General features: G+C 60.7%; 24 protein-coding genes. 22 read left to right on the top strand and 2 right to left on the bottom strand.

Annotated features, from left to right (window positions below):
• The first annotated feature begins 37 nt into the window (after positions 1 to 37).
• The 9 genes from H620_RS0124555 to H620_RS0124515 all read left to right on the top strand — a co-directional run bounded on the left by H620_RS0124555 (position 38) and on the right by H620_RS0124515 (position 7,067).
• Complete coding sequence (locus tag H620_RS0124555; protein ID WP_027908204.1) at positions 38 to 787, top strand: electron transfer flavoprotein subunit beta/FixA family protein; 750 nt, start codon at positions 38 to 40, stop codon at positions 785 to 787.
• A complete protein-coding gene (locus H620_RS0124550) occupies positions 788 to 1,717 on the top strand; it encodes an electron transfer flavoprotein subunit alpha/FixB family protein (RefSeq protein ID WP_023381367.1) in 930 nt (309 codons plus the stop codon).
• A gap of 153 nt (positions 1,718 to 1,870) precedes the next feature.
• Positions 1,871 to 2,692: a substrate-binding periplasmic protein gene (locus tag H620_RS0124545; protein ID WP_027908203.1), complete on the top strand. Its 822-nt coding sequence runs from the start codon at positions 1,871 to 1,873 to the stop codon at positions 2,690 to 2,692.
• Positions 2,693 to 2,701: 9 nt separating this feature from the next.
• Entirely contained in the window at positions 2,702 to 3,055 is a 354-nt protein-coding gene (locus tag H620_RS0124540; RefSeq protein WP_023381365.1) for a DUF4398 domain-containing protein, read from the top strand.
• Positions 3,052 to 3,864 (top strand): OmpA family protein, encoded by an 813-nt coding sequence (locus H620_RS0124535; RefSeq protein ID WP_023381364.1) that lies wholly within the window; start codon positions 3,052 to 3,054, stop codon positions 3,862 to 3,864. Before H620_RS0124540 ends, H620_RS0124535 begins: the two co-directional genes overlap by 4 nt.
• A 193-nt stretch (positions 3,865 to 4,057) precedes the next feature.
• Entirely contained in the window at positions 4,058 to 5,500 is a 1,443-nt protein-coding gene (locus tag H620_RS0124530) for an aminotransferase-like domain-containing protein (RefSeq protein ID WP_023381363.1), read from the top strand.
• 61 nt (positions 5,501 to 5,561) lie between these two features.
• The gene (locus H620_RS0124525; protein WP_023381362.1) at positions 5,562 to 6,041 is read left to right on the top strand and encodes a hypothetical protein; all 480 of its coding nucleotides are present in this window, start codon (positions 5,562 to 5,564) and stop codon (positions 6,039 to 6,041) included.
• Between the two features lie 132 nt (positions 6,042 to 6,173).
• Positions 6,174 to 6,428 (top strand): YkgJ family cysteine cluster protein, encoded by a 255-nt coding sequence (locus H620_RS0124520; RefSeq protein WP_023381361.1) that lies wholly within the window; start codon positions 6,174 to 6,176, stop codon positions 6,426 to 6,428.
• A gap of 33 nt (positions 6,429 to 6,461) precedes the next feature.
• Positions 6,462 to 7,067 (top strand): START domain-containing protein, encoded by a 606-nt coding sequence (locus H620_RS0124515; RefSeq protein ID WP_023381360.1) that lies wholly within the window; start codon positions 6,462 to 6,464, stop codon positions 7,065 to 7,067.
• A gap of 89 nt (positions 7,068 to 7,156) precedes the next feature.
• Here H620_RS0124515 and gltA read toward each other — a convergent pair whose 3' ends face one another.
• The gene (gltA, locus tag H620_RS0124510; RefSeq protein WP_023381359.1) at positions 7,157 to 8,446 is read right to left on the bottom strand and encodes a citrate synthase; all 1,290 of its coding nucleotides are present in this window, start codon (positions 8,444 to 8,446) and stop codon (positions 7,157 to 7,159) included.
• Between the two features lie 352 nt (positions 8,447 to 8,798).
• On the opposite strand from gltA, the gene sdhC reads away from it, so the two are divergent.
• The 11 genes from sdhC (at position 8,799) to H620_RS0124455 (ending at position 22,789) form a co-directional block, all read left to right on the top strand.
• On the top strand, positions 8,799 to 9,185 hold the full coding sequence (sdhC, locus tag H620_RS0124505; RefSeq protein WP_077068487.1) for a succinate dehydrogenase, cytochrome b556 subunit: 387 nt from the start codon (positions 8,799 to 8,801) through the stop codon (positions 9,183 to 9,185).
• A complete protein-coding gene (gene sdhD / locus H620_RS0124500; protein WP_023381357.1) occupies positions 9,179 to 9,547 on the top strand; it encodes a succinate dehydrogenase, hydrophobic membrane anchor protein in 369 nt (122 codons plus the stop codon). Before sdhC ends, sdhD begins: the two co-directional genes overlap by 7 nt.
• 3 nt (positions 9,548 to 9,550) lie before the next feature.
• On the top strand, positions 9,551 to 11,323 hold the full coding sequence (sdhA, locus tag H620_RS0124495) for a succinate dehydrogenase flavoprotein subunit (protein ID WP_023381356.1): 1,773 nt from the start codon (positions 9,551 to 9,553) through the stop codon (positions 11,321 to 11,323).
• Positions 11,324 to 11,334: 11 nt separating this feature from the next.
• Positions 11,335 to 12,039 carry a succinate dehydrogenase iron-sulfur subunit gene (locus H620_RS0124490; protein WP_023381355.1) on the top strand — a complete coding sequence of 235 codons (705 nt, stop codon included), beginning with the start codon at positions 11,335 to 11,337 and terminating at the stop codon, positions 12,037 to 12,039.
• Between the two features lie 244 nt (positions 12,040 to 12,283).
• A complete protein-coding gene (locus H620_RS0124485; protein ID WP_023381354.1) occupies positions 12,284 to 15,115 on the top strand; it encodes a 2-oxoglutarate dehydrogenase E1 component in 2,832 nt (943 codons plus the stop codon).
• Positions 15,116 to 15,157: 42 nt separating this feature from the next.
• Positions 15,158 to 16,384 carry a 2-oxoglutarate dehydrogenase complex dihydrolipoyllysine-residue succinyltransferase gene (gene odhB / locus H620_RS0124480; RefSeq protein ID WP_027908202.1) on the top strand — a complete coding sequence of 409 codons (1,227 nt, stop codon included), beginning with the start codon at positions 15,158 to 15,160 and terminating at the stop codon, positions 16,382 to 16,384.
• A 92-nt stretch (positions 16,385 to 16,476) separates the two neighbouring features.
• Entirely contained in the window at positions 16,477 to 17,913 is a 1,437-nt protein-coding gene (gene lpdA / locus H620_RS0124475; RefSeq protein WP_023381352.1) for a dihydrolipoyl dehydrogenase, read from the top strand.
• Between the two features lie 172 nt (positions 17,914 to 18,085).
• On the top strand, positions 18,086 to 19,252 hold the full coding sequence (gene sucC, locus H620_RS0124470) for an ADP-forming succinate--CoA ligase subunit beta (RefSeq protein ID WP_023381351.1): 1,167 nt from the start codon (positions 18,086 to 18,088) through the stop codon (positions 19,250 to 19,252).
• Complete coding sequence (gene sucD, locus H620_RS0124465) at positions 19,252 to 20,136, top strand: succinate--CoA ligase subunit alpha (RefSeq protein ID WP_027908201.1); 885 nt, start codon at positions 19,252 to 19,254, stop codon at positions 20,134 to 20,136. The genes sucC and sucD overlap by 1 nt, the downstream gene beginning before the upstream one ends.
• A 375-nt stretch (positions 20,137 to 20,511) precedes the next feature.
• Positions 20,512 to 21,825 (top strand): branched-chain amino acid transport system II carrier protein, encoded by a 1,314-nt coding sequence (brnQ, locus tag H620_RS0124460; RefSeq protein WP_023381349.1) that lies wholly within the window; start codon positions 20,512 to 20,514, stop codon positions 21,823 to 21,825.
• Between the two features lie 214 nt (positions 21,826 to 22,039).
• The gene (locus H620_RS0124455; RefSeq protein ID WP_027908200.1) at positions 22,040 to 22,789 is read left to right on the top strand and encodes a DUF599 domain-containing protein; all 750 of its coding nucleotides are present in this window, start codon (positions 22,040 to 22,042) and stop codon (positions 22,787 to 22,789) included.
• Between the two features lie 67 nt (positions 22,790 to 22,856).
• Here the strand turns inward: H620_RS0124455 and H620_RS0124450 are convergent, their stop codons facing one another.
• Positions 22,857 to 23,141 carry a hypothetical protein gene (locus tag H620_RS0124450; RefSeq protein WP_023381347.1) on the bottom strand — a complete coding sequence of 95 codons (285 nt, stop codon included), beginning with the start codon at positions 23,139 to 23,141 and terminating at the stop codon, positions 22,857 to 22,859.
• Between the two features lie 154 nt (positions 23,142 to 23,295).
• On the opposite strand from H620_RS0124450, the gene H620_RS0124445 reads away from it, so the two are divergent.
• Positions 23,296 to 23,772 (top strand): PaaI family thioesterase, encoded by a 477-nt coding sequence (locus H620_RS0124445; protein WP_023381346.1) that lies wholly within the window; start codon positions 23,296 to 23,298, stop codon positions 23,770 to 23,772.
• On the top strand, positions 23,769 to 24,251 hold the full coding sequence (locus H620_RS0124440; protein ID WP_023381345.1) for a PaaI family thioesterase: 483 nt from the start codon (positions 23,769 to 23,771) through the stop codon (positions 24,249 to 24,251). Before H620_RS0124445 ends, H620_RS0124440 begins: the two co-directional genes overlap by 4 nt.
• The last annotated feature ends 18 nt before the right edge of the window (positions 24,252 to 24,269 follow it).

Raw genomic sequence — 24,269 nt, 5'->3', positions numbered from 1 at the left:
GGCGACATTCTATTCACCGGAGAGTAACGAGGAATCCATGAAGGTTCTTGTAGCTGTCAAACGAGTGGTCGACTACAACGTCAAGGTTCGCGTCAAAGCGGACAACTCCGGCGTCGACCTTGCAAACGTCAAGATGTCCATGAACCCCTTCTGCGAAATCGCCGTGGAAGAAGCCGTGCGCCTGAAAGAAAAGGGCGTTGCGAGCGAGATCGTCGTCGTCTCCGTCGGCCCGAGCACTGCTCAGGAGCAACTGCGTACCGCCCTGGCCCTGGGTGCCGACCGTGCCATTCTGGTCGAAGCAGCTGACGAACTGAACTCCTTGGCCGTGGCCAAGGCACTGAAAGCCGTTGTCGACAAAGAGCAGCCACAGCTGGTCATTCTCGGCAAACAGGCCATCGACAGTGACAACAATCAGACCGGCCAGATGCTGGCCGCGCTGACCGGTTTCGCGCAGGGCACCTTCGCCTCCAAGGTGGAAGTGGCTTGCGACAAGCTGAACGTCACCCGCGAAATCGACGGCGGCCTGCAGACCGTCGCGTTGAACCTGCCGGCGATCGTCACCACCGACCTGCGCCTGAACGAGCCACGTTACGCGTCGCTGCCGAACATCATGAAGGCTAAGAAGAAGCCGCTGGAGACCGTTACTCCAGACGCGCTGGGCGTCTCCATCGCCTCCACCAACAAGACCCTGAAGGTCGAAGCGCCTGCTGCCCGCAGCGCGGGTATCAAGGTCAAATCGGTGGCCGAACTGGTCGAGAAGCTGAAGAACGAAGCGAAGGTAATCTAAATGACTATCCTGGTTGTCGCTGAATACGAAAACGGTGCCGTAGCCCCGGCCACCCTGAACACTGTCGCCGCAGCCGCCAAGATCGGTGGCGATATCCACGTACTGGTCGCTGGCCAGAATGTCGGTGGCGTTGCCGAGTCCGCCGCCAAGATCGCTGGCGTGGCCAAGGTGCTGGTTGCTGACAACGCAGCCTACGCCCACGTCCTGCCGGAGAACGTCGCGCCGCTGATCGTCGAGCTGGCCAAAGGCTATAGCCATGTGCTGGCCCCTGCCACCACCAACGGCAAGAACATCCTGCCGCGCGTTGCCGCGCTGCTGGACGTCGACCAGATCTCCGAGATCATCTCGGTCGAGTCCGCCGACACCTTCAAGCGTCCGATCTACGCCGGTAACGCCATTGCCACCGTGCAATCGAGCGCTGCTGTAAAAGTCATCACCGTGCGTACCACCGGCTTCGACGCCGTCGCCGCCGAAGGCGGCTCGGCTGCCGTTGAGGCGGTGGGGGCTGCTCACAATGCCGGTATCTCGGCCTTCGTCGGCGAAGAGCTGGCCAAGTCCGATCGTCCAGAGCTGACCGCTGCCAAGATCGTCGTATCCGGCGGCCGTGGCATGGGCAACGGTGACAACTTCAAGCACCTGTACGCCCTGGCCGACAAGCTTGGCGCCGCTGTCGGTGCTTCGCGCGCCGCGGTCGACGCAGGCTTCGTGCCGAACGATATGCAGGTCGGCCAGACCGGCAAGATCGTCGCGCCGCAGCTGTACATCGCCGTCGGTATCTCCGGTGCCATCCAGCACCTGGCCGGTATGAAAGACTCCAAGGTGATCGTTGCGATCAACAAGGACGAAGAAGCGCCGATCTTCCAGGTGGCCGACTACGGCCTGGTCGCTGACCTGTTCGAAGCGGTACCAGAGCTGGAAAAGCTGGTCTGATCCGGCTGCTTCACTTATAAAGAAGCCCGGCCCTCGTTGAGGGGGTCGGGCTTTTTCATGCCCGTTGCGGGCTTATCGCCGGCCGGCGCCTGCAGGAGGCGCGTGCCGGTGGTGCGGGCAAGTGGGCCCTCAAGAACAAGGCAAGGAGAGAGGATGAGGCTTCGCGGAGCGCGCGCGATACTGGCATGCATGGTTGCGATGCTGTCGCCGATGGCGATGGCGGCAGGCAAGTGCGAGCGCCTGGTGGCGACCGGCAGCCCTGATGCGCCGCCGTATTCCTGGCAGGACCCAAAGGACCCTGAACACCTGATCGGTGCCAACGTCGACCTGTTGCGCCAGGTGGCCAGCGAACTCGGCGTGAAACTCGAGGTGCTGTATGCCGGCAAGCGCGACCAGGCTCTGGAGGAGGTGCGCAGTGGCCGGATGGACCTGTTGCTCGACACGCCGATGCAGGTCGGCCAGCTGACAGCGCTCGACTACATCCACCCCCCTTTGCAGCTCAATGAGTACCTGGTCTGGACCCGCCATGATGCCAGCCTGGTGTTTGACGGCCCGGCCGACCTTGCCCAGTACCAGGGTGGTCTGTCGGAGCGGGCGCGGCTTACGCCGGCCTTCGAAGCCTTCGCCAAGGCGCAACTGAAGCTGCTGCCCGCGCAGAACCTGACCCAGGCATTCCAGAAGTTGGTGCTGGGGCAGGTGGACTATGTGCTGGCGGGTCGCTACGCGGGAATGGCCATGGCCCAGAGCCTGGGCATGAGCAATGACCTGATCGCACGCGGGCTGCCGGTGGACCGCCCGGGGCTGTATCTGGCCGTGTCTCACAACTCGGCCTGCAATGACGCGTGGCTGCGTGGGCAATTAGCGAAAAAACTGACAGAATTGCCGATCTCCGGTGCGTCCGAGGCCGTGCTACAGCGTAATGTCGAGCGCTGGAAGGTACAGATGCAGGCGCCGCTGGATGCCCCCAAACAGTAGGAAGATTGCGTGAGAACCCAACCACTGATCCTTGCCCTGGCCATGCTTGGCTTGGCCGGCTGCGCCAACGATCCGGCGCCCAATGAGCAGATGCGTCTGTCCGAGCAAGCGCTGGAGCAGGCCAAGGCCGTTGGCGCTACCGAGCAGGTGCCAGAGTTCAAGATGGCCGAAGACAAGTTGGCTCGCGCCAAGACCAACATGCTGACCGAGGATTATCGCGATGCACGCATGCGCGCCGAACAATCCGAGCTGGATGCGCGTTTGGCCGAGGCGCGGGTGCTGAACCAGAAAAGCGATGAGCAACTCGAACGCTTGCAGTCGCGCGTCAAGCGCCTGCGCAAGCAGTTGGAGGTGCAGCCATGATGCGCCTCAAGCCCGTGTCCGTCCTGATGGTGCTGGCGTTGTCTGCTGGCTTGCAAGGTTGTGCCAGCCATCGCAGCGAGGTTGCGCTGGATGAAGCCAGTTCGGCATTCCAGAAGGTCAAGGATGACTCCGACGTGCTGCGCAGTGCACCGCGTGACGTGATCCGAGCCGGTGAATCGTTGGCCCGCGCCGAACGGCTGTCCAGCTACATCGGCACCGGTGCCGATGTGCGTCACTACGCTTACCTGAGCCAGCGCTATAGCGAAATCGCCCGCGAGCACACCAAGCTTGCACTGAACCAGGAGCGCATCGCCAAGCTCGACCTGGAGCGTCAGCGCCTTCAGTTGGCCCTGCGTGAAGCCAAACTCGCCAGCGTTCAGCAGCAGGGCAAGTGGGTCGAGGCGCAGATTGCCGCAATGGCGTCCGAGCAGGCCGACCGTGGCCTGGTGATGACGTTGGGTGACGTGCTGTTCGATACCGGCCGTGCCGACCTGAAGAACTCCGCCAGCCGCACGGTGCTCAAGCTGGTCCAGTTCCTGCAGCTGAACCCGCGGCGCGTGGTGCGCATCGAAGGTTACACCGACAGCACCGGAGCGCCTGAAGACAATCTCAAGCTGTCACGCGATCGTGCCCAGGCGGTGGCCGACATGCTGGTCGATCTGGGCATCGACGAGAAGCGCCTCGAAGTGCTGGGCTACGGCGACCAGTATCCGATCGAGGCTAACGCGTCGGAGCGGGGTAGGGCGCAGAACCGCCGCGTCGAGATCGTGTTCTCCGATGACAAAGGCAAGTTGGCACCCGCCCGTTGACCCTTTGATCTGATCGCTGGCACGTCGACCCTCATGTGGGGGCGGCTTGCCGGCGATCAGGGGCACTGTCACGCCGCAGTAATGTTGGCTATTCTGCAATCTGTCCCAGTACACTTGGCAACTGTTACGGTATGCTCTGCTGCCAGATTGCAGCATAAGAACAACGAGCCCGTCCGAGCGTCGAGATATCGCCATGACCAACCTGCTGCTGTATCAGCGTATCGCCCAGCAACTGGCCGATGACATCCGTCGCGGTGTCTATCAACCGGGTGAGCGCGTGCCGTCCGTGCGCAAGATGAGCGCTCAGCTCAACGTCAGTCACGCCACGGTGCTGCAGGCTTATGCCAATCTCGAAGACCAGGGCCTGATTCGTGCCCGGCCGCAGTCGGGCTACTATGTCCACCAGACCCCCGCACTGACGGCGCAGACCCCAGACATTGCACGGGTCGAGCGTCCGGGGCTGGTTACCCGTGCCAGTATCATCCAGCAGGTGCTGACCGAGGCGCGTCGTGATGGCGTGTTCCCCTTCGGGGCAGCGGTGCCCCATGTCGACTACCTGCCGGTTCGGGCCCTGCATCAGCAGATCGCCAAGGTCACCCGCTTCCACAGTCCCCGGGCGTTCAGCTACATGTTCAGCCCAGGGTTCGAGCCGCTGCGTCGGCAGATCGCCATTCGCATGCGTGATGCCGGTGTGCTGGTCGACCCGCGCGAGATCATCGTCACCCATGGTTGCGTGGATGCGCTGCAGATGTCGCTGCGGGTACTGACGCGGCCTGGCGACCTGATCGCGGCCGAGTCGCCGACCTACTATGGTCTGTTGCAGCTGGCGGACCTGCTGGGGTTGAAGGTCATCGAAATTCCCAGCGACCCCTCGACTGGCATCAGCCTCGAGGCGCTGCAACTGGCGGCCAACCAATGGTCGATCAAGGCCTTGGTGCTGACCGCACGCTTGAGCAATCCCCTGGGCGGAACGGTGCCCGAGGAGCGGCAGAAACAGCTCCTGCGCCTGGCATCCGATTTCGACATCCAGATCGTCGAAGATGACATCTATGGCGAACTCATGTTCGAGCAGGGGCGAACCAAGGCGCTCAAGGCATTCGATAGGCTTGATCGGGTCATCTACTGTTCGAGTTTCTCCAAGACGCTGTCGCCGGGTGTGCGGGTTGGCTGGATGGTGGCGGGGCGTTATCAGGACGAGATCCAGCGCCTGCAAACCTTCACCACGCACTCGGCCTGCAGCGTGACCCAGATGGGTGTGGCGGCCTACCTCGAAAACGGCGGGTACGACAGGCACCTGCGCTATATCCGCCAGGAGTATCGCAAGAACCTCAGTGCCTACCAACTGGCGGTGCAGCAGCACTTCCCCGAAGGCACCCAGATGACCCGTCCGACAGGCGGCTTCATTCTGTGGGTGAGCTTGCCGGGGCGGGTCAATACCCAGGAGTTGCATGTGCGAGCGCTGGAGCAGGGCATCAGTATCGCGCCAGGCCTTATCTTCAGTAATACCGAGCAGTTCAACCACTGTATCCGGCTCAATTGCGGCATTCCTTGGAACAAGGAGGCCGAGCGGGCGGTGATCACGCTCGGGTTGTTGGCCCAGCAATTGTGCAGGGAGACGACGAGCGCGCTTTTGTAGGCTTGTCAGGCGCCCGCGGAACAGAGAGCATACGCACCTTTCCGGCCTGCCTGTCGAATCCATGAAACTGTTGCGCTGCTTTGCCCTGTCGTTGTGCGTTCTGCCGCTTTTTCTGCCTGTCGGTGGGGTCGAGGCTGCACAGCCGGCAAGTCAGGCGCCGGCGGTGAAGGGCAAGGTCAGTCACAAGCCGGTGGCGAACAAGTCGGCCAAGCCTGCCGTCAAGCGCGAAGCGCAGGCCAAGTCCAAGGCCAGATCGGCTCACAAACCGATCAGCAAAGCGGTTCGCCAGCCGCTGCCGGAGACCAAGCTGGACTTGAGTTTGCCTGCCGACATGGTCAAGAACCTCGAGCCGGATGTCGGCAAGGCGCCGGTCAGGCGCAAACCTTTGCTGCCAGCAATGTTCAGCGAGAAGCCCCAGGACGATGACAGCCCTTTCCAGCTCAATGGTCGGCTGATCAACAACGAAATGCAGCTTCAGTTGCGCAACGACAGCCGCCGCGATGTAGAAGGGGCGGCGATCGACTTCGAGTTTCGTCAGTAGCTTCGTGTAACTGACTGCCGGGTCATCGCAGATTTCATCCGGCCAGCAATTTCAAACGTCTGTTTGAGCGGTTACTATCCAGGGACGTTCGTCCCGTTTTGTTCCAGGGAGTCCTGATGTCGGTGAATAGCCATGAATTGCCGTGAGGGTTGCGGTGCCTGCTGCATCGCGCCATCCATCAGTTCGCCGATGCCGCGCATGCCTGAAGGCAAGCCGGCAGGCGAGCGCTGCCTGCACCTGACCACGGAAAATCTCTGCGACCTGTTCGGCAAGCCCGAGCGTCCGGCAGTTTGCGGTGGCTTCCGGGCAGAACCCGAGGTATGTGGGCAGAGTCGTGACGAAGCGATCAGGATTCTGGGCTGGCTGGAGCAGATGACGGCGGCGTGACAAGCGGGATCTTCGACAACAAGGATAAGCATGATGAGATCATTGAAGCGTATTGCACTGCTGTGTGGCGTGAGTGTTCTGTTGGCGCCGGTTGCCTGGGCTGAAGACTGGCAGGTGGCCAAGGACGAGGAGGGGATCAAGGTGTCCCTGAGCGAAGTGGCAGGCTCCAAGTACAAGGCCTATCGTGGCGTGACCCTGATCAAGGCGCCGTTGGCCAAGGTGCAGGCGCTGCAGGAAGATGTGGTAGGCGCCTGTGCCTGGGTGCATGAGTGCAAGTTGCAGAAGCTGCTCAAGCAGGAAGGTGGCGAGATCTGGACCTACACCCAGTTCAATACTCCCTGGCCGGTGACGCCGCGCGATTCGGTGCTGCATGTGACCACCGCCAAGGAGGCTGATGGCAGTGTGGTGCGCAAACTGGTGGGAGAGCCGACCTACGTGCCCGAGGAGAAGGGCTTCGTGCGGGTGGCGAAGGTCGAGGGCTTCTGGAAGCTGGTGCCCAAGGGAGACAGCACAGAAGTGACCTACCAGGTGCACACTGAGCCGGGTGGTAGTGTGCCTGCAATGGTGGCCAACAAGTTCGTGGTGGAGGCGCCGTTCAATACGCTGAAGAACTTGCGCGAGCGGGCTGAGAAGCACTGAGGCTTTGGTGCCGCCTCTGTGAGGTGGTCGCAGGATCTGCAATGAAAAAGGCTGCCCGAGGGCAGCCTTTTTGCGTTCGGCCAGGGGGCTTACTTGCGGTCTTTCAGGTCGACGATGTCGCGCTTCTCGTGGCCGGTGTACAGCTGGCGCGGACGGCCGATCTTGTACGGGCTGGAGAGCATTTCCTTCCAGTGCGAGATCCAGCCAACGGTACGTGCCAGGGCGAAGATCACGGTGAACATGCTGGTCGGAATGCCGATCGCCTTCAGGATGATACCCGAGTAGAAGTCGACGTTCGGGTACAGCGAGCGCTCGATGAAGTACGGATCGGTCAGGGCGATCTCTTCCAGGCGCATGGCCAGTTCCAGCTGCGGGTCGTTCTTGATGCCGAGTTCGCTCAGCACTTCGTCGCAGGTCTGCTTCATCACGGTGGCGCGCGGGTCGCGGTTCTTGTAGACGCGGTGACCGAAGCCCATCAGCTTGAACGGATCGTTCTTGTCCTTGGCCTTGGCGATGTACTTGTCGATGTTCGAAACATCGCCAATTTCATCGAGCATGGTCAGTACGGCTTCGTTGGCACCGCCGTGCGCCGGGCCCCACAGCGCGGCAATGCCGGCGGCGATACAGGCGAACGGGTTGGCGCCGGAAGAGCCGGCCAGACGGACGGTGGAAGTGGAAGCGTTCTGCTCATGGTCGGCGTGGAGGATGAAGATCCGGTCCATTGCCTTGGCCAGCACCGGGCTGATCGGTTTGATCTCGCACGGGGTGTTGAACATCATGTGCAGGAAGTTTTCTGCGTACGACAGGTCGTTGCGTGGGTACATCATGGGCTGGCCCATGGAGTACTTGTAAACCATCGCGGCCAGGGTCGGCATCTTGGCGACCAGGCGCACCGCGGAAATTTCGCGGTGTTGCGGGTTATTGATGTCCAGCGAGTCGTGATAGAACGCCGACAGGGCGCCAACCACGCCGCACATCACTGCCATCGGGTGAGCGTCGCGACGGAAGCCGTTGAAGAAGGACTTCAGCTGCTCGTGAACCATGGTGTGGTTCTTGACGGTGCTGACGAACTGGGCCTTCTGCTCGGCGTTGGGCAATTCGCCGTTGAGCAGCAGGTAGCAGGTTTCCAGGTAGTCGGATTTCTCGGCGAGCTGTTCGATCGGGTAGCCGCGGTGCAGCAGCACGCCCTTGTCGCCATCGATGTAGGTGATCTTCGACTCGCACGAGGCAGTCGCCATGAAACCAGGGTCGAAGGTGAAGTGACCAGTGGCCCCCAACCCGCGGACGTCGATTACATCAGGACCAACGGTGCCGGTTAAAATGGGCAGCTCGACGGGGGCAGCGCCCTCGATGACCAACTGCGCTTTTTTGTCAGCCATGTGGCCTCCTATTAATGCTTGAAATCATCAGACAGACCCCCCACGCAGGGCCCGCACCACTATAGAGGGATAAATTCGAATGTCAATTTGCCTAAAGGCTGGTTGAAAGCGGCTCTGAGGCCTGATTTTTCTCGAAATTCTCGCCCATTTACGCCTTTTGCTCGCTAAAGGCAATGCGCTATTTGGGCTACCCCGTCACGTTGTCATAAGCAGCCTAACTGTCTATACTCGGCACCCGACCGCCAAGGGCTTGCAAGCCTGATTTGCTGGGGGTCGCCGTTCCCTGGGTGGTGGGTACCTGACCAGTACACTTACCAACAACTTTGCCCTGATTCGCTAGGGGCTCTTCAGTGTGAAAAAAGCCGTGAAAAGCCAACGACCTGTAAACCTAGACCTAAGGACCATCAAGCTCCCAATCACCGCGTACACGTCCATTCTGCACCGTATCTCCGGCGTCATCCTGTTCCTGGGCCTTGCCATCATGCTTTATGCATTGGGCAAGTCGCTGGGTTCGGAGGAAGGCTTCGGCGAGGTGAAGGCGTGTCTGACCAGCCCGCTGGCCAAACTGGTGACCTGGGCCCTGCTGTCCGCCCTGCTGTATCACCTGGTGGCAGGCGTACGCCACCTGATCATGGACATGGGCATCGGTGAGACGCTGGAAGGCGGCAAGCTGGGCTCGAAAATCGTGATTGTCATCTCCGTGGTGGTGATCGTTCTGGTGGGAGTTTGGGTATGGTAACCAATGTCACGAACCTGTCGCGTTCGGGCCTCTATGACTGGATGGCGCAGCGCGTCTCGGCGGTCGTTCTCGCGGCTTACTTCCTGTTCCTGATCGGGTACATCGTTGTTCACCCAGGCATGGACTATGCCCAGTGGCACGGTCTGTTCTCCAACAACGCGATGCGGATCTTCAGTCTGCTGGCCCTCGTTGCCCTGGGCGCTCACGCCTGGGTCGGCATGTGGACCATCGCCACCGACTACCTGACGCCGATGTCGTTCGGCAAGTCGGCGACTGCGATTCGTTTCCTGTTCCAGGCGGTATGCGGCGTTGCGATGTTCGCTTACTTCGTCTGGGGTGTGCAGATTCTCTGGGGTATCTGATCCATGGCTAGCATTCCTACTATTTCCTTCGACGCCATCATCATCGGTGGCGGCGGTGCCGGCATGCGCGCAGCGCTGCAGCTGGCGCAAGGCGGTCACAAGACTGCCGTGGTCACCAAGGTGTTCCCGACCCGTTCGCACACCGTTTCCGCCCAGGGTGGCATCACCTGCGCGATCGCTTCGGCCGACCCGAACGACGACTGGCGCTGGCACATGTACGATACCGTCAAGGGCTCCGACTACATCGGTGACCAGGATGCTATCGAATACATGTGTCAGGAAGGCCCGGCTGCGGTCTTCGAGCTGGACCACATGGGTCTGCCGTTCTCGCGTACCGAAACCGGCCGTATCTACCAGCGTCCGTTCGGTGGCCAGTCCAAGGACTTCGGCAAGGGCGGCCAGGCTGCCCGTACCTGCGCCGCTTCCGACCGTACCGGTCACGCGCTGCTGCACACCCTGTACCAGGGCAACCTGAAAGCCGGTACCACCTTCCTCAACGAATACTACGCCGTTGACCTGGTGAAGAACCAAGACGGCGCGTTCGTGGGTGTGATCGCGATCTGCATCGAAACCGGCGAAACCCTGTACATCAAGTCCAAGGCCACCGTACTGGCCACTGGCGGTGCGGGCCGTATCTATGCCTCCACCACCAATGCCCTGATCAACACCGGTGACGGCGTGGGCATGGCTCTGCGTGCTGGCGTGCCGGTGCAGGACATCGAAATGTGGCAGTTCCACCCGACCGGCATCGCCGGTGCCGGTGTACTGGTCACCGAGGGTTGCCGCGGTGAGGGTGGTTACCTGATCAACGCCCACGGCGAACGCTTCATGGAGCGTTATGCGCCAAACGCCAAAGACCTGGCTGGCCGCGACGTGGTCGCCCGTTCCATGGTCAAGGAAATCATCGCCGGCAATGGCGTGGGCCCGAACAAGGACCACGTACTGCTGAAGCTGGACCACCTGGGCGAGGAGGTGCTGCACAGCCGCCTGCCAGGTATCTGCGAACTGTCCAAGACCTTCGCCCACGTCGACCCTGTGGTCGCGCCGGTACCGGTCATCCCGACCTGCCACTACATGATGGGCGGCATCGCCACCAACATCCACGGCCAGGCCATCACCATGGATGCCGAAGGCAACGACCAGATCATCCCAGGTCTGTTCGCCGTAGGTGAAGTGGCGTGCGTATCGGTTCACGGTGCCAACCGACTGGGCGGCAACTCGCTGCTCGACCTGGTGGTATTCGGCCGCGCTGCCGGTCTGCACCTGGAGAAGGCGCTGACCGAAGGCGTCGAGTACCGCGATGCCAGCGACACCGACGTCGATGTTGCACTGAACCGCCTGAGCAAGCTGAACGAGCGCACCACCGGTGAAGACGTCGCCAGCCTCAAGCGCGAGCTGCAGAGCTGCATGCAGAACTACTTCGGTGTGTTCCGTACTGGCGAATACATGCAGAAGGGTATCGAGCAGCTGGCCGGTCTGCGTGACCGCATCGCCAACGTCAAGATCAATGACAAGTCCCAGGCCTTCAACACCGCGCGTATCGAAGCGCTGGAGCTGCAGAACCTGCTGGAAGTTGCTGAAGCTACCGCCATCGCGGCCGAAGCCCGTAAAGAGTCCCGCGGCGCTCACGCCCGTGAAGACTTCGAAGACCGTGACGACGAGAACTGGCTGTGCCACACCCTGTACTACCCGGGTGAGAAGCGCGTTGCCAAGCGTGCAGTCAACTTCGCGCCGAAGACCGTACCGGCCTTCGAACCAAAAGTCCGGACTTACTAAGGGTGGCCGCCATGTTGCAAGTTGAAGTTTATCGTTACAACCCGGACACCGATTCGGCACCGAAGATGCAGACCTTCCAGGTCGACACCGGTGGCAAGGATCTGATGGTCCTGGACGTACTGGCACTGATCAAGGAGCAGGACGAAGGTTTCTCCTATCGTCGCTCCTGCCGTGAAGGCGTTTGCGGTTCCGACGGCATGAACATCAACGGCAAGAACGGCCTGGCGTGCATCACGCCGCTGTCCTCTGTCGTAAAAGGTAACAAGCTGGTTCTGCGTCCGCTGCCAGGCCTGCCGGTTATCCGTGACCTGGTCGTCGATATGAGCATCTTCTACAAGCAGTACGAGAAGGTGAAACCGTTCCTGCAGAACGATACTCCGGCTCCGGCCATCGAGCGTCTGCAGTCGCCGGAAGAGCGTGACAAGCTGGACGGTCTGTACGAGTGCATCCTGTGCGCGTGCTGCTCGACCTCCTGTCCTTCGTTCTGGTGGAACCCGGACAAGTTCCTGGGTCCCGCCGCTTTGCTGCAGGCCTATCGCTTCCTGGCTGACAGCCGTGACACCAAGACTCAGGAGCGCCTGGCGTCCCTGGATGACCCGTTCAGCGTATTCCGCTGCCGCGGGATCATGAACTGCGTAAACGTTTGCCCGAAGGGTCTGAACCCAACCAAGGCGATCGGTCACGTACGTAACATGCTGCTGCAAAGCGGCACCTGATCCAAACGTTGTACCTGCAGTAAGCCGAGGTGCGGGTGGTGAGCCCGCACTGAGGTAAAACCCGAGCAAGGGCTCAAAAAGCCCGCGCTCATTACCTATGAAGATATGAGACCAGCAGGGGCTTCCGGGCTGGTACCCGGAAAATCAGCAGGATCCAGGTGGCGTGGTTCAGTCGCTGTGTTCGGACTTTTCCAGGTTTGCTGTGGCTCTCGCCGATCAGTCCCCTAACCGAGGGTGACCAAGCATGCAAGAAAGCGTGATGCAGCGCATGTGGGAAAGCGCCCACCTTTCAGGTGGTAACGCTGCATATGTGGAAGAGCTTTATGAGCTCTACCTGCACGACCCTAACGCTGTGCCAGAAGAGTGGCGCACTTACTTCCAGAAGTTGCCCGCCGACGGCAGCACCGCTACTGATGTATCGCACTCGACAATCCGCGACCATTTCGTACTGCTGGCAAAGAACCAGCGCCGCGCCCAACCGGTGTCCGCCGGGAGCGTGAGCAGTGAACACGAGAAGAAGCAGGTTGAAGTTCTGCGACTGATCCAGGCCTATCGTATGCGCGGCCATCAGGCTGCCAAGCTCGACCCCTTGGGGTTGTGGCAGCGCCCTGCGCCCGTAGACCTGTCGATCAATCACTACGGCTTGACCAATGCCGATCTTGATACGACCTTCCGTGCCGGCGACCTGTTCATCGGCAAAGAGGAAGCGAGCCTACGTGAAATTTTCGAGGCGCTCCAGAAGACATATTGTCGCACCATTGGCGCCGAGTTCACCCACATCGTCGATTCCGAGCAGCGCAGCTGGTTCCAGCAGCGCCTGGAAAGCGTCCGCGGTCGTCCGGAATTCTCCGCCGACGTGCAGGCTCACCTGCTCGAGCGCGTGACCGCCGGTGAAGGCCTTGAGAAGTACCTGGGCACCAAGTACCCGGGCACCAAGCGTTTCGGCCTCGAAGGTGGTGAAAGCCTGATCCCGATGCTGGACGAAATGATCCAGCGTTCCGGCTCCTACGGCACCAAGGAAGTTGTGATCGGCATGGCCCACCGTGGCCGTCTGAACGTCCTGGTGAACACCTTCGGCAAGAACCCGCGCGAGTTGTTCGACGAGTTCGAAGGCAAGAAGATGAACGAGCTGGGCTCCGGTGACGTGAAGTATCACCAGGGCTTCTCCTCCAACGTGATGACCCCCGGTGGCGAAGTTCACCTGGCCATGGCGTTCAACCCGTCCCACCTGGAAATCGTCTCGCCAGTGGTGGAAGGTTCGGTGCGCGCCCGTCAGGACCGTCGTAACGACACCGTGGGCGACAAGGTTCTGCCGATCTCGATCCACGGCGACGCTGCGTTCGCCGGTCAGGGCGTGGTCATGGAAACCTTCCAGATGTCGCAGACCCGCGGTTTCAAGACCGGCGGTACCGTGCACATCGTGATCAACAACCAGGTCGGTTTCACCATCAGCAACCCGCTGGACTCGCGTTCCACCGAGTACGCCACCGACGTCGCCAAGATGATCCAGGCGCCGATCCTGCACGTGAACGGTGACGATCCGGAAGCCGTGCTGTTCGTGACCCAGCTGGCCATCGACTACCGCATGCAGTTCAAGCGTGACGTGGTCATCGACCTGGTCTGCTACCGTCGTCGCGGCCACAACGAGGCCGACGAGCCGAACGGTACCCAGCCGCTGATGTATCAGCAGATCAGCAAGCAGCGCACCACCCGTGAGCTGTATGCGGATGCCCTGATCCAGGCTGGTCGCATCGACGCCGAGCGCGCTCAGGCCAAGGTCGACGAGTACCGCAACGCCCTGGACAACGGTCTGCACGTGGTCAAGAGCCTGGTCAAGGAGCCGAACCGCGAGCTGTTCGTCGACTGGCGTCCGTACCTGGGCCACGCCTGGACCGCGCGTCACGACACCCGCTTCGACCTCAAGACCCTGCAGGAGCTGTCGGCCAAGTTGCTGGAGCTGCCGGAAGGCTTCGTGGTTCAGCGTCAGGTAGCGAAGATCTACGAAGATCGCCAGAAGATGCAGGCCGGTGGCTTGCCGATCAACTGGGGTTACGCAGAGACCATGGCATACGCCACCCTGCAGTTCGAAGGTCACCCAATCCGTATGACCGGCCAGGACATCGGCCGTGGCACCTTCTCGCACCGCCATGCAGTGCTGCACAACCAGAAGGACGCCAGCACCTACGTACCGCTGAAGAACCTGTTCCCAGGCCAGCCGAAGTTCGAGCTGTACGACTCCTTCCTTTCGGAAGAAGCCGTTCTGGCCTTCGAATACGGCTACTCGACCACCACGCCGAACGCGTTGGTGATCTGGGAAGCCCAGTTCGGTGACTTCGCCAACGGTGCGCAAGTGGTGATCGACCAGTTCATCACCAGTGGCGAGCACAAGTGGGGCCGTCTGTGCGGTCTGACCATGCTGCTGCCACACGGCTATGAAGGGCAGGGCCCGGAGCACTCCTCCGCGCGTCTGGAGCGTTACCTGCAGCTGTGCGCCGAGCACAACATCCAGGTTTGCGTACCGACCACTCCAGCCCAGATCTACCACCTGCTGCGTCGTCAGGTCATTCGTCCGCTGCGCAAGCCGCTGATCGTGCTGACACCGAAGTCGCTGCTGCGCCACAAGCTGGCCGTGTCGACCTTGGAAGACCTGGCCGAAGGCTCGTTCCAGACCGTGATCCCGGAAATCGACAACCTCGATCCGGCCAAGGTCGAGCGCCTGATTCTGTGCGGTGGCAAGGTTTACTACGACCTGCTGGAAAAACGCCGTGCCGAAGGCCGCGAAGACATCGCCATCGTGCGTATCGAGCAGCTGTATCCGTTCCCTGAGGATGACCTGGTGGAAATCCTGGCGCCGTACACCAACCTCAAGCATGCGGTCTGGTGCCAGGAAGAACCGATGAACCAGGGCGCCTGGTACAGCAGCCAGCACCACATGCGCCGTATCCTGGGCCGCCACAACAAGGCACTGGTTCTGGAATACGCAGGTCGCGACGCTTCCGCCGCACCCGCTTGTGGTTACGCATCGAAGCACGCCGAACAGCAGGAAAAACTGCTGCAAGACGCCTTCACTGTCTAACGCCATCGCGCACACGAAACCGAATTTAAGGAAACACTGATAATGGCTATCGAGATCAAAGCCCCAACCTTCCCGGAATCGGTCGCCGACGGCACCGTTGCTACCTGGCACAAGCAGCCGGGCGACGCCGTCAAGCGTGACGAGCTGATCGTCGACATCGAAACCGACAAGGTGGTCCTGGAAGTCCTGGCCACCGCCGACGGCGTGCTGGGTGCCATCGTCAAGGGCGAGGGCGACACCGTCCTGTCCGACGAAGTGCTGGGTTCGATCGTTGAAGGTGGCGCTGCCGCCGCCGCTCCGGCTGCTGCTCCGGCCGCCGCCGCTGCCCCTGCCGCCGCTGCAGCCGATGCGGGTGAAGACGACCCGGTCGCCGCACCTGCCGCACGCAAGCTGGCTGAAGAGAACGGCATTGACCTGGCTACCGTTGCCGGCACCGGCAAAGGCGGTCGCATCACCAAGGAAGACGTAGTTGCCGCAGTTGCCAACAAGAAGTCGGCTCCTGCCGCTGCTCCGGCTGCCAAGCCGGCTGCCGCTGCCGCTGCTCCGGTCGTCGTCGCTGCTGGCGACCGCACCGAGAAGCGTGTACCGATGACCCGCCTGCGTGCCAAGATCGCCGAGCGTCTGGTCGAAGCCCAGTCGAGCATGGCCATGCTGACCACCTTCAACGAAGTCGACATGACCGAAGTCATGGCCCTGCGTTCGAAGTACAAGGACCTGTTCGAGAAGACCCACAACGGCGTGCGCCTGGGCTTCATGTCCTTCTTCGTCAAGGCTGCCACCGAGGCCCTGAAGCGCTTCCCGGCCGTCAACGCCTCGATCGACGGCAACGACATCGTCTACCACGGCTATGCTGACGTCGGCGTTGCCGTCTCCAGCGACCGTGGTCTGGTGGTTCCGGTCCTGCGTAACGCCGAGTCGATGAGCCTGGCTGAAATCGAGAACGGCATCGCCACCTTCGGCAAGAAAGCCCGTGACGGCAAGCTGGCCATCGAAGAGATGACCGGCGGCACCTTCACCATCACCAACGGTGGTACTTTCGGCTCGATGATGTCGACCCCGATCGTCAACCCGCCGCAGGCCGCGATTCTCGGCATGCACAACATCATCCAGCGTCCGATGGCCATCAACGGCCAAGTGGTCATTCGCCCGATGATGTACCTGGCACTGTCCTACGATCACCGCCTGATCGACGGCAAGGAAGCGGTCACCTTCCTGGTGACCATCAAGAACCTGCTGGAAGATCCGTCTCGCCTGCTGCTGGACATCTAACCCTCTGGCTGCTTACCGTTCGGCCCCGGCTTCGAGAGAAGCAGGGCCGCGCGGTTCGCGGCTTGTAGCTTGTAGCTGATAAGGAATCTTTTATGACCCAGAAATTTGACGTAGTGGTAATTGGTGCAGGTCCTGGCGGCTATGTGGCTGCCATCAAGGCCGCACAACTTGGTCTGAAGACTGCCTGTATCGAGAAGTACACCGACGCCGAGGGCAAGCTGGCCCTGGGCGGCACCTGCCTGAACGTAGGTTGCATTCCTTCCAAGGCGCTGCTGGACAGCTCCTGGAAATACAAGGAAGCCAAAGAGAGCTTCAACGTCCACGGTATCTCCACGGGTGAAGTGAAGATGGACGTCGCCGCGATGGTTGGCCGCAAGGCTGGCATCGTCAAGAACCTGACCGGTGGCGTTGCCACGCTGTTCAAGGCCAATGGCGTCACTTCGATCCAGGGCCACGGCAAGCTGCTGGCTGGCAAGAAAGTCGAAGTCACCAAGGCTGACGGCACCACCGAAGTCATCGAAGCCGAAAACGTGATCCTGGCCTCTGGCTCGCGTCCGATCGACATTCCGCCGGCTCCGGTCGACCAGAACGTCATCGTCGATTCCACCGGCGCCCTGGAATTCCAAGCTGTGCCTAAGCGCCTGGGCGTGATCGGCGCCGGTGTCATCGGTCTGGAACTGGGTTCGGTCTGGGCTCGTCTGGGCGCTGAAGTCACCGTCCTGGAAGCCCTGGACACCTTCCTGATGGCTGCCGACACCGCCGTCTCGAAAGAAGCCCAGAAGACCCTGACCAAGCAAGGCCTGGACATCAAGCTGGGCGCTCGCGTCACCGGCTCGAAAGTCAACGGCAACGAAGTCGAAGTGACCTACACCGACGCCAACGGCGAGCAGAAGATCACCTTCGACAAGCTGATCGTCGCGGTCGGCCGTCGTCCTGTGACCACCGACCTGCTGTCGGCTGACTGCGGTGTGAACATCGACGAGCGTGGCTACATCTTCGTCGACGACTACTGCGCCACCAGCGTTCCTGGCGTCTATGCCATCGGTGACGTGGTGCGCGGCATGATGCTGGCACACAAGGCCTCGGAAGAGGGCATCATGGTCGTCGAGCGCATCAAGGGCCACAAAGCCCAGATGAATTACGACCTGATTCCATCGGTCATCTACACCCACCCGGAAATCGCTTGGGTCGGCAAGACCGAACAAGCCTTGAAGGCCGAGGGTGTTGAGGTTAACGTAGGCACCTTCCCGTTCGCGGCCAGCGGCCGTGCAATGGCAGCCAACGACACCGGTGGTTTCGTCAAGGTCATCGCCGATGCCAAGACCGACCGCGTCCTGGGCGTGCACGTGATTGGCCCATCGGCTGCCGAACTGGTACAGCAGGGCGCAATCGCGATGGAATTCGGCACCAGTGCCGAGGATCTGGGCATGATGGTCTTCAGCCATCCGACCCTGTCCGAAGCGCTGCATGAAGCAGCGCTGGCAGTGAATGGCGGCGCCATTCACGTGGCCAACCGTAAGAAGCGTTAATTATAAGAAACCACGGCGGGCTGCCCGTCGTGAGTCTTGCGTGCATGACTCACCGCGGAACGTCCGCCGGACCGAACTACATGGGATAACCCGGGGTTAACGGTCACAGGTGGTGCGGCGCCAGCAATGGCGCAGCGCCGAAGCGCAGTACCTAACGAAGACGGTAAAAAGCATGAATCTTCACGAGTATCAGGGTAAGCAGCTGTTCGCTGAATACGGCCTGCCAGTTTCCAAGGGTTTCGCTGTCGACACCCCTGAAGAAGCTGCAGAAGCCTGCGACAAGATCGGCGGTTCGGAGTGGGTCGTCAAAGCCCAGGTCCACGCTGGCGGTCGCGGTAAAGCGGGCGGCGTAAAGCTGGTTCGCAGCAAGGAAGACGCCAAGGCGTTCGCTGCGCAGTGGTTGGGCAAGAATCTGGTGACCTACCAGACTGACGCCAACGGTCAACCAGTTTCCAAGATCCTGGTCGAATCCTGCACTGACATCGCCAAAGAGCTGTACCTGGGCGCTGTCGTCGATCGCTCGAGCCGTCGTATCGTGTTCATGGCCTCCACCGAAGGTGGCGTGGACATCGAGAAAGTCGCTCACGAAACTCCTGAGAAGATCCTCAAGGCTACCATCGATCCACTGGTCGGCGCTCAGCCGTTCCAGGGTCGTGAGCTGGCGTTCCAGCTGGGTCTGGAAGGCAAGCAAGTTCAACAGTTCGCCAAGATCTTCGTCGGTCTGGCCAAGCTGTTCAAGGATCACGACCTCGCCCTGCTGGAAGTGAACCCGCTGGTCATCAAGGCCGACGGCGACCTGCACTGCCTCGATGCCAAGATCAACATCGATGCCAACGCCATGTACCGTCAGCCTAAGCTGAAGACCTTCCACGACCCGTCGCAAGACGACGCCCGTGAAGCCCACGCTGCCAAGTTCGAACTGAACTACGTAGCCCTGGAAGGCAACATAGGCTGCATGGTCAACGGTGCCGGTCTGGCCATGGGTACCATGGACATCGTCAACCTGCACGGTGGCAAGCCAGCCAACTTCCTGGACGTTGGCGGCGGCGCCACCAAAGAGCGCGTGACCGAAGCGTTCAAGATCATTCTGTCGGACAGCAATGTCGCGGCCGTTCTGGTCAACATCTTCGGCGGCATCGTTCGCTGCGACATGATTGCCGAAGGCATCATCGGTGCAGTGAAAGAAGTAGGCGTTAAGGTTCCGGTCGTCGTTCGCCTCGAAGGCAACAACGCCGAACTGGGCGCTAAAGTACTGGCAGAAAGCGGTTTGAACATCATTGCGGCCACCAGCCTGACCGACGCTGCTCAACAAGTTGTCAAAGCTGCGGAGGGCAAGTAATGAGCGTCCTGATCAATAAAGACACCAAAGTCATCTGCCAGGGCTTCACTGGCTCGCAGGGTACTTTCCACTCCGAACAAGCCATCGCCTACGGCACCAAGATGGTTGGCGGCGTTACTCCGGGCAAGGGTGGCACTACCCACCTGGGCCTGCCGGTGTTCAACACCGTCAAGGACGCTGTCGAAGCCACTGGCGCCGAAGCCTCGGTGATCTACGTTCCGGCTCCGTTCTGCAAAGACTCGATCCTGGAAGCTGCCTTCGCCGGCATCAAGCTGATCGTCTGCATCACCGAGGGTATCCCTACCCTCGACATGCTGGACGCCAAGGTCAAGTGCGACGAGCTGGGCGTACGTCTGATCGGCCCTAACTGCCCAGGTGTCATCACCCCGGGCGAGTGCAAGATCGGCATCATGCCAGGCCACATCCACCTGCCAGGCAAGGTTGGTATCGTTTCCCGTTCCGGCACCCTGACCTATGAAGCGGTCAAGCAGACCACCGACGCCGGCTTCGGCCAGTCGACCTGCGTCGGTATCGGCGGCGACCCGATCCCAGGCTCGAACTTCATCGACATCCTGAAGCTGTTCCAGGAAGACCCGCAGACCGAAGCGATCGTCATGATCGGTGAGATCGGCGGTTCGGCTGAAGAAGAGGCTGCTACCTATATCAAGGCCAACGTCACCAAGCCTGTCGTTTCCTACATCGCTGGTGTTACCGCTCCTGCGGGCAAGCGCATGGGTCACGCTGGCGCCATCATTTCCGGCGGCAAGGGCACTGCGGACGAGAAGTTCGCCGCCCTGCAGGACGCAGGTGTGAAAACCGTGCGTTCCCTGGCTGACATCGGCAAGGCCCTGGCCGAGCTGACTGGCTGGGAAATGAAGAAGTAATACGCTTTACCCCCCACGCGCACAGAGGCCACCTTCGGGTGGCCTTTGTCGTTATGAGGGGGAGGTCTTTTCTCGGTGCGGAAAATTCGATCGCCTCGATCAGGTTTTTCCACCAGACATTTGCCCGATTCAGCAATAAATTATCGCCTGAGACAGATATCCAGACGACAAACACATACGCACATCGGACAAGCAGCACTGTATCAGTGCGTTTGCCCGGTAAAACGGTTAATCTACGCGCTCACTCTGTGCCCGTACCCCAAAAGGGAACGACACGCTAAACGGGTCTGGCCTACCAAGCCGGGCAGCATTTCCCTCACCCATTGGGAAATCCCCTCTCGAATCCCGATTTCAGCAGTGTGGTACTTCCTTAAAATGAAAGTGTTAAAAGGCCAGGATATCCTGGCGCTTGGCTTTATGACGTTTGCGCTTTTCGTAGGCGCCGGCAATATCATCTTCCCGCCCATCGTCGGCCTGCAGTCGGGTCCGCATGTATGGATGGCGGCCCTGGGCTTCCTGGTTACAGCGGTTGGCCTGCCGGTGATCACCGTGGTTGCCCTGGCCAAGGTCGGTGGTGGCATGGACGCGCTGAGCAGCCCGATCGGCAAGTTCTTCGGTGGCTTGCTGGCAGCCGTGTGCTACCTGTCGGTCGGCCCGCTGTTCGCCACCCCGCGCACCGCGACCGTGTCGTTCGAAGTAGGCGTGGCGCCGCTGACCGGTGAAAGCCCCATGGCGCTGTTCATCTACAGCCTGGTGTACTTCGTGGTGGTACTGGCCGTGTCCATGTACCCTGGCAAGTTGCTCGACACGGTCGGCCGCTTCCTCGCCCCGCTGAAGATCATTGCCCTGGCGGTGCTGGGCATCGCCGCGTTCGCGCTGCCGGCCGGCACCATCGGTGAGGCGCAGCCCGCCTATGCCGCTGCCGCGTTCTCCAAAGGCTTCTCCGATGGCTACCTGACCATGGATACCCTCGGTGCGTTGGTGTTCGGTATCGTGATCGTCAACGCCATTCGCTCGCGTGGTGTCGAGTCGCCTAAGTTGATCACTCGCTATGCCATCATTGCGGGCCTTATCGCCGGTGTCGGCCTGGCGTTGGTCTACGTCAGCCTGTTCCGCCTGGGTGCGGGCAGTCATGAGATCGCGGCGGGCGCCACCAACGGTGCGGCGGTACTGCACGCCTATGTGCAGCACACCTTCGGCTCGCTGGGCAGCGGTTTCCTGGCCGTGTTGATCGCCTTGGCGTGCCTGGTGACCGCGGTCGGCCTGACCTGTGCGTGTGCCGAGTACTTCAGCCAGATTCTGCCGTTGTCGTACCGTGCATTGGTGGTGATCCTGGCGGGCTTCTCGCTGCTGATCTCCAACCTTGGCCTGACCAAGCTGATCATGTTCTCGATCCCGGTGCTGACCGCGATCTACCCACCGTGCATCGTGGTGGTAGGCCTGAGCTTCGTGAAGGATCTGTGGAATTCGCCGACTCGCATCCTGGCGCCGGTCATGCTGGTATCGCTGGTGTTCGGTATCGTCGATGCAATCAAAGGCAGCAGCATCGCCCACGTACTGCCGGACTTCATGGCTCACCTGCCGTTCAGCGACGAGGGCATGGCCTGGCTGGTGCCTTCGGTCCTGACCCTGGCAGGCGCCGTGGTCTGCGACCGTATGCTGGGCAAGCCGCGCGAGGCGCTGGCCTGATGTGTTGATGCCTGATCGCGGCACCGGCCACAAGCCATAGGGTGTTGCCAGAGGCCCAGACCTGAAGCCCCGTGTCCGAGAGGATGCGGGGCTTTTGTTTGCATCGAGTGGCATCGGCAGAAAAACATTTTGACCCGACGGTGTGCCTTTCCGGGCTTGCAGGCGTCGAAATGCCGTCTCTATTCTTTGTGCACCTGGCGTTCGGGAACTCTGCATGAACTTCATTCAAAGCAACATCTACAACCTGCTGGCCATCGGCTGGTTTGCCCTGTGTTGGGGAGGCTATACCCGTTACGCCATCTGGAAGGGCCGTGATACGGCGTGCCTGGCCAGTGTCCTGCATTTGTATCGCGAGGACTGGATGCGCCGCATGCTGCTGCGTGACAACCGTATCGCGGACGCCAGTGTGATCGGCAATCTTGAGCGCAATGCCTCGTTCTTCGCCTCCAGTACGCTGATCATCCTGGCCGGCATCCTTACGGTGCTCGGGGCGTCGGATCGGGCGCTGTCGTTGCTGGCCGACCTGCCGTTGGTCCAGCAGACATCGCAAGGCATGTCGGAAATCAAACTGTTATGCCTGGCGATGGTGTTCGTCTATGCATTCTTCACGTTCAGTTGGTGCATGCGCCAGTACAACTTTGCCGCCGTACTCGTCGGCTCGGCACCGATGATCGGTGAGCGCCTGGTCAACGAGTTGGAGCGAAAGGCGTTTGCTTCGCGTGCCGCACGCGTGCTGTCGCTGGCGGCCAACCAGTTCAACTTTGGTCTGCGCTCTTACTACTTCGGCATGGCCATGCTCAGCTGGTTCATCAGCCCGTGGTTATTCATGGTCATGAGTGTGGGGGTTGTGTTGATTCTGTACCGTCGAGAGTTTCATTCCGATGTATTGGAAGTGATGGTATTCACGCCGACGGAAAGCGCCCCGGTAGAAGTGGGTAAAGAAAGTTCCACTACCGGTGCCTGAAACGTTTAATCCATAAAAGATACATACAAAAAAACCCGACAGTGTCGGGTTTTTTTGTTGGGACCGATTACTGCTTGGCAGGTTCGGCCGGGGTAGCAGGCGCAGCTTCTGGAGCCGGGGTGGCAGGAGCGGCTTCTTCAGCAGCTTTCTGCTCAGCTTCGGCCTGATCTTTGGCGGCTTCGGCGTTTTCCTTGGCAGCCTCGTTCATCTTATCCTGAGCTTCGCCCATTTTTTCCTGGGCTTGCTCGGCGTGTTGCTGTGCGTCCTGGGCTTTGTCTTCGCTCGCTTTATCGCAAGCAGCCAGGCCCATGGCAGCAGCCAGCATCAGAGCAAAAGCAAAAGGTTTACGCATGGGGGTGTTTCTCCTTGGTGGAATAAGTGACTTGTTCCTTCGAGTTCAACGGTGCGGAATAAGTTCCGCAAAGGTTACAGATATATAAAAGTTTGTTCCATATAGACTTTTTACCGATTTTATGCCGCTGCGGCATTGATCATGGACTGCGCCTATGAGCGATACAACCTTGATGGCCATGGCCGAGCGATTTCTTTCGGCGTTGAAACATTGCCAGGTTTTACAGATGCGGGTTGCGCATGCCGACAGCGACGGCATCACCTTGGTATTACCCTGGTCGAAGGCCATCGTCGGCAATCCGCAGACCGGCGCCGTACACGGTGGCGCGCTAACCACCCTGATGGATACCACGTGCGGCATGGCCACGCTGTGCGTCCTTCCGCGCTTCGAAGTCTGTCCGACCCTGGACCTGCGAATCGACTACATGCACCCAGCCGCGGCGGGCAAGGACATCCATGGTCATGCCCAGTGCTACCGCGTGACCCGTGACGTGATCTTCACCCGGGGCACTGCCTACCAGGATGATCCCGACCGACCTATCTGCCAGGTGGTGGGTACCTTCATGCGCCTTGGGCAGGACATAAAAGGCGGGCTTCATTTCGGTAACAGCCTCAGGGAGAAAGACGCATGATTCCACGGGATGTCCGCCAGCGGTTGAACGAGGCCCATGCCGTGGGTGACTACCGGCCATTGCTGGCCCTGATCCCCTACGCTGGCCTGATCGGCATCGAATGCCAGCGCGACGGCGAGGACCTGCTGTTTCGCCTGCCAGCCAATCCGGACAACATCGGGAACCCCTTGCTGCCAGCCATTCATGGTGGGGTGATCGCAGGTTTCATGGAGCTGTCCGCGGCACTTTACCTGCTGATCTACAGCGAGAGCGCGAGCATTCCCAAGATCATCGATTTCTCCATCGACTACCTGCGTGCCGGGCATTTTCGCGATACCTATGCGCAGTGTCAGTTGTGGCGCCAGGGCCGTCGCGTGACCAATGTCGCCATCACCGCCTGGCAGGGCGATCGCCAGTCGCCGATTGCCACGGCTCGTGCGCATTTCAAGATCGAACCGGAAAAGCCCTTGAAATCATCCGGGCAGCCCCCATCTGCATGACATCCGCCGTTAATGCAG

The organism is Pseudomonas taiwanensis DSM 21245, assembly GCF_000425785.1.
In the GTDB taxonomy this organism is placed as follows: Bacteria; Pseudomonadota; Gammaproteobacteria; order Pseudomonadales; family Pseudomonadaceae; genus Aquipseudomonas; species Aquipseudomonas taiwanensis.
Note: the sequence above shows the minus strand (reverse complement) of the source record. Positions and strands in the feature narration are given on the sequence as shown.

Excerpts from the sequence above, each read along its gene's own strand:
- H620_RS0124555 (WP_027908204.1), top strand. The coding sequence starts at position 38 with ATGAAGGTTCTTGTAGCTGTCAAACGAGTGGTCGACTACAACGTCAAG.
- H620_RS0124550 (WP_023381367.1), top strand. The coding sequence starts at position 788 with ATGACTATCCTGGTTGTCGCTGAATACGAAAACGGTGCCGTAGCCCCG.
- H620_RS0124545 (WP_027908203.1), top strand. The coding sequence starts at position 1,871 with ATGAGGCTTCGCGGAGCGCGCGCGATACTGGCATGCATGGTTGCGATG.
- H620_RS0124535 (WP_023381364.1), top strand. The coding sequence starts at position 3,052 with ATGATGCGCCTCAAGCCCGTGTCCGTCCTGATGGTGCTGGCGTTGTCT.
- H620_RS0124530 (WP_023381363.1), top strand. The coding sequence starts at position 4,058 with ATGACCAACCTGCTGCTGTATCAGCGTATCGCCCAGCAACTGGCCGAT.
- H620_RS0124525 (WP_023381362.1), top strand. The coding sequence starts at position 5,562 with ATGAAACTGTTGCGCTGCTTTGCCCTGTCGTTGTGCGTTCTGCCGCTT.
- H620_RS0124520 (WP_023381361.1), top strand. The coding sequence starts at position 6,174 with ATGAATTGCCGTGAGGGTTGCGGTGCCTGCTGCATCGCGCCATCCATC.
- H620_RS0124515 (WP_023381360.1), top strand. The coding sequence starts at position 6,462 with ATGAGATCATTGAAGCGTATTGCACTGCTGTGTGGCGTGAGTGTTCTG.
- gltA (WP_023381359.1), bottom strand. The coding sequence starts at position 8,446 with ATGGCTGACAAAAAAGCGCAGTTGGTCATCGAGGGCGCTGCCCCCGTC.
- sdhD (WP_023381357.1), top strand. The coding sequence starts at position 9,179 with ATGGTAACCAATGTCACGAACCTGTCGCGTTCGGGCCTCTATGACTGG.
- sdhA (WP_023381356.1), top strand. The coding sequence starts at position 9,551 with ATGGCTAGCATTCCTACTATTTCCTTCGACGCCATCATCATCGGTGGC.
- H620_RS0124490 (WP_023381355.1), top strand. The coding sequence starts at position 11,335 with ATGTTGCAAGTTGAAGTTTATCGTTACAACCCGGACACCGATTCGGCA.
- H620_RS0124485 (WP_023381354.1), top strand. The coding sequence starts at position 12,284 with ATGCAAGAAAGCGTGATGCAGCGCATGTGGGAAAGCGCCCACCTTTCA.
- odhB (WP_027908202.1), top strand. The coding sequence starts at position 15,158 with ATGGCTATCGAGATCAAAGCCCCAACCTTCCCGGAATCGGTCGCCGAC.
- lpdA (WP_023381352.1), top strand. The coding sequence starts at position 16,477 with ATGACCCAGAAATTTGACGTAGTGGTAATTGGTGCAGGTCCTGGCGGC.
- sucC (WP_023381351.1), top strand. The coding sequence starts at position 18,086 with ATGAATCTTCACGAGTATCAGGGTAAGCAGCTGTTCGCTGAATACGGC.
- sucD (WP_027908201.1), top strand. The coding sequence starts at position 19,252 with ATGAGCGTCCTGATCAATAAAGACACCAAAGTCATCTGCCAGGGCTTC.
- brnQ (WP_023381349.1), top strand. The coding sequence starts at position 20,512 with ATGAAAGTGTTAAAAGGCCAGGATATCCTGGCGCTTGGCTTTATGACG.
- H620_RS0124455 (WP_027908200.1), top strand. The coding sequence starts at position 22,040 with ATGAACTTCATTCAAAGCAACATCTACAACCTGCTGGCCATCGGCTGG.
- H620_RS0124450 (WP_023381347.1), bottom strand. The coding sequence starts at position 23,141 with ATGCGTAAACCTTTTGCTTTTGCTCTGATGCTGGCTGCTGCCATGGGC.
- H620_RS0124445 (WP_023381346.1), top strand. The coding sequence starts at position 23,296 with ATGAGCGATACAACCTTGATGGCCATGGCCGAGCGATTTCTTTCGGCG.
- H620_RS0124440 (WP_023381345.1), top strand. The coding sequence starts at position 23,769 with ATGATTCCACGGGATGTCCGCCAGCGGTTGAACGAGGCCCATGCCGTG.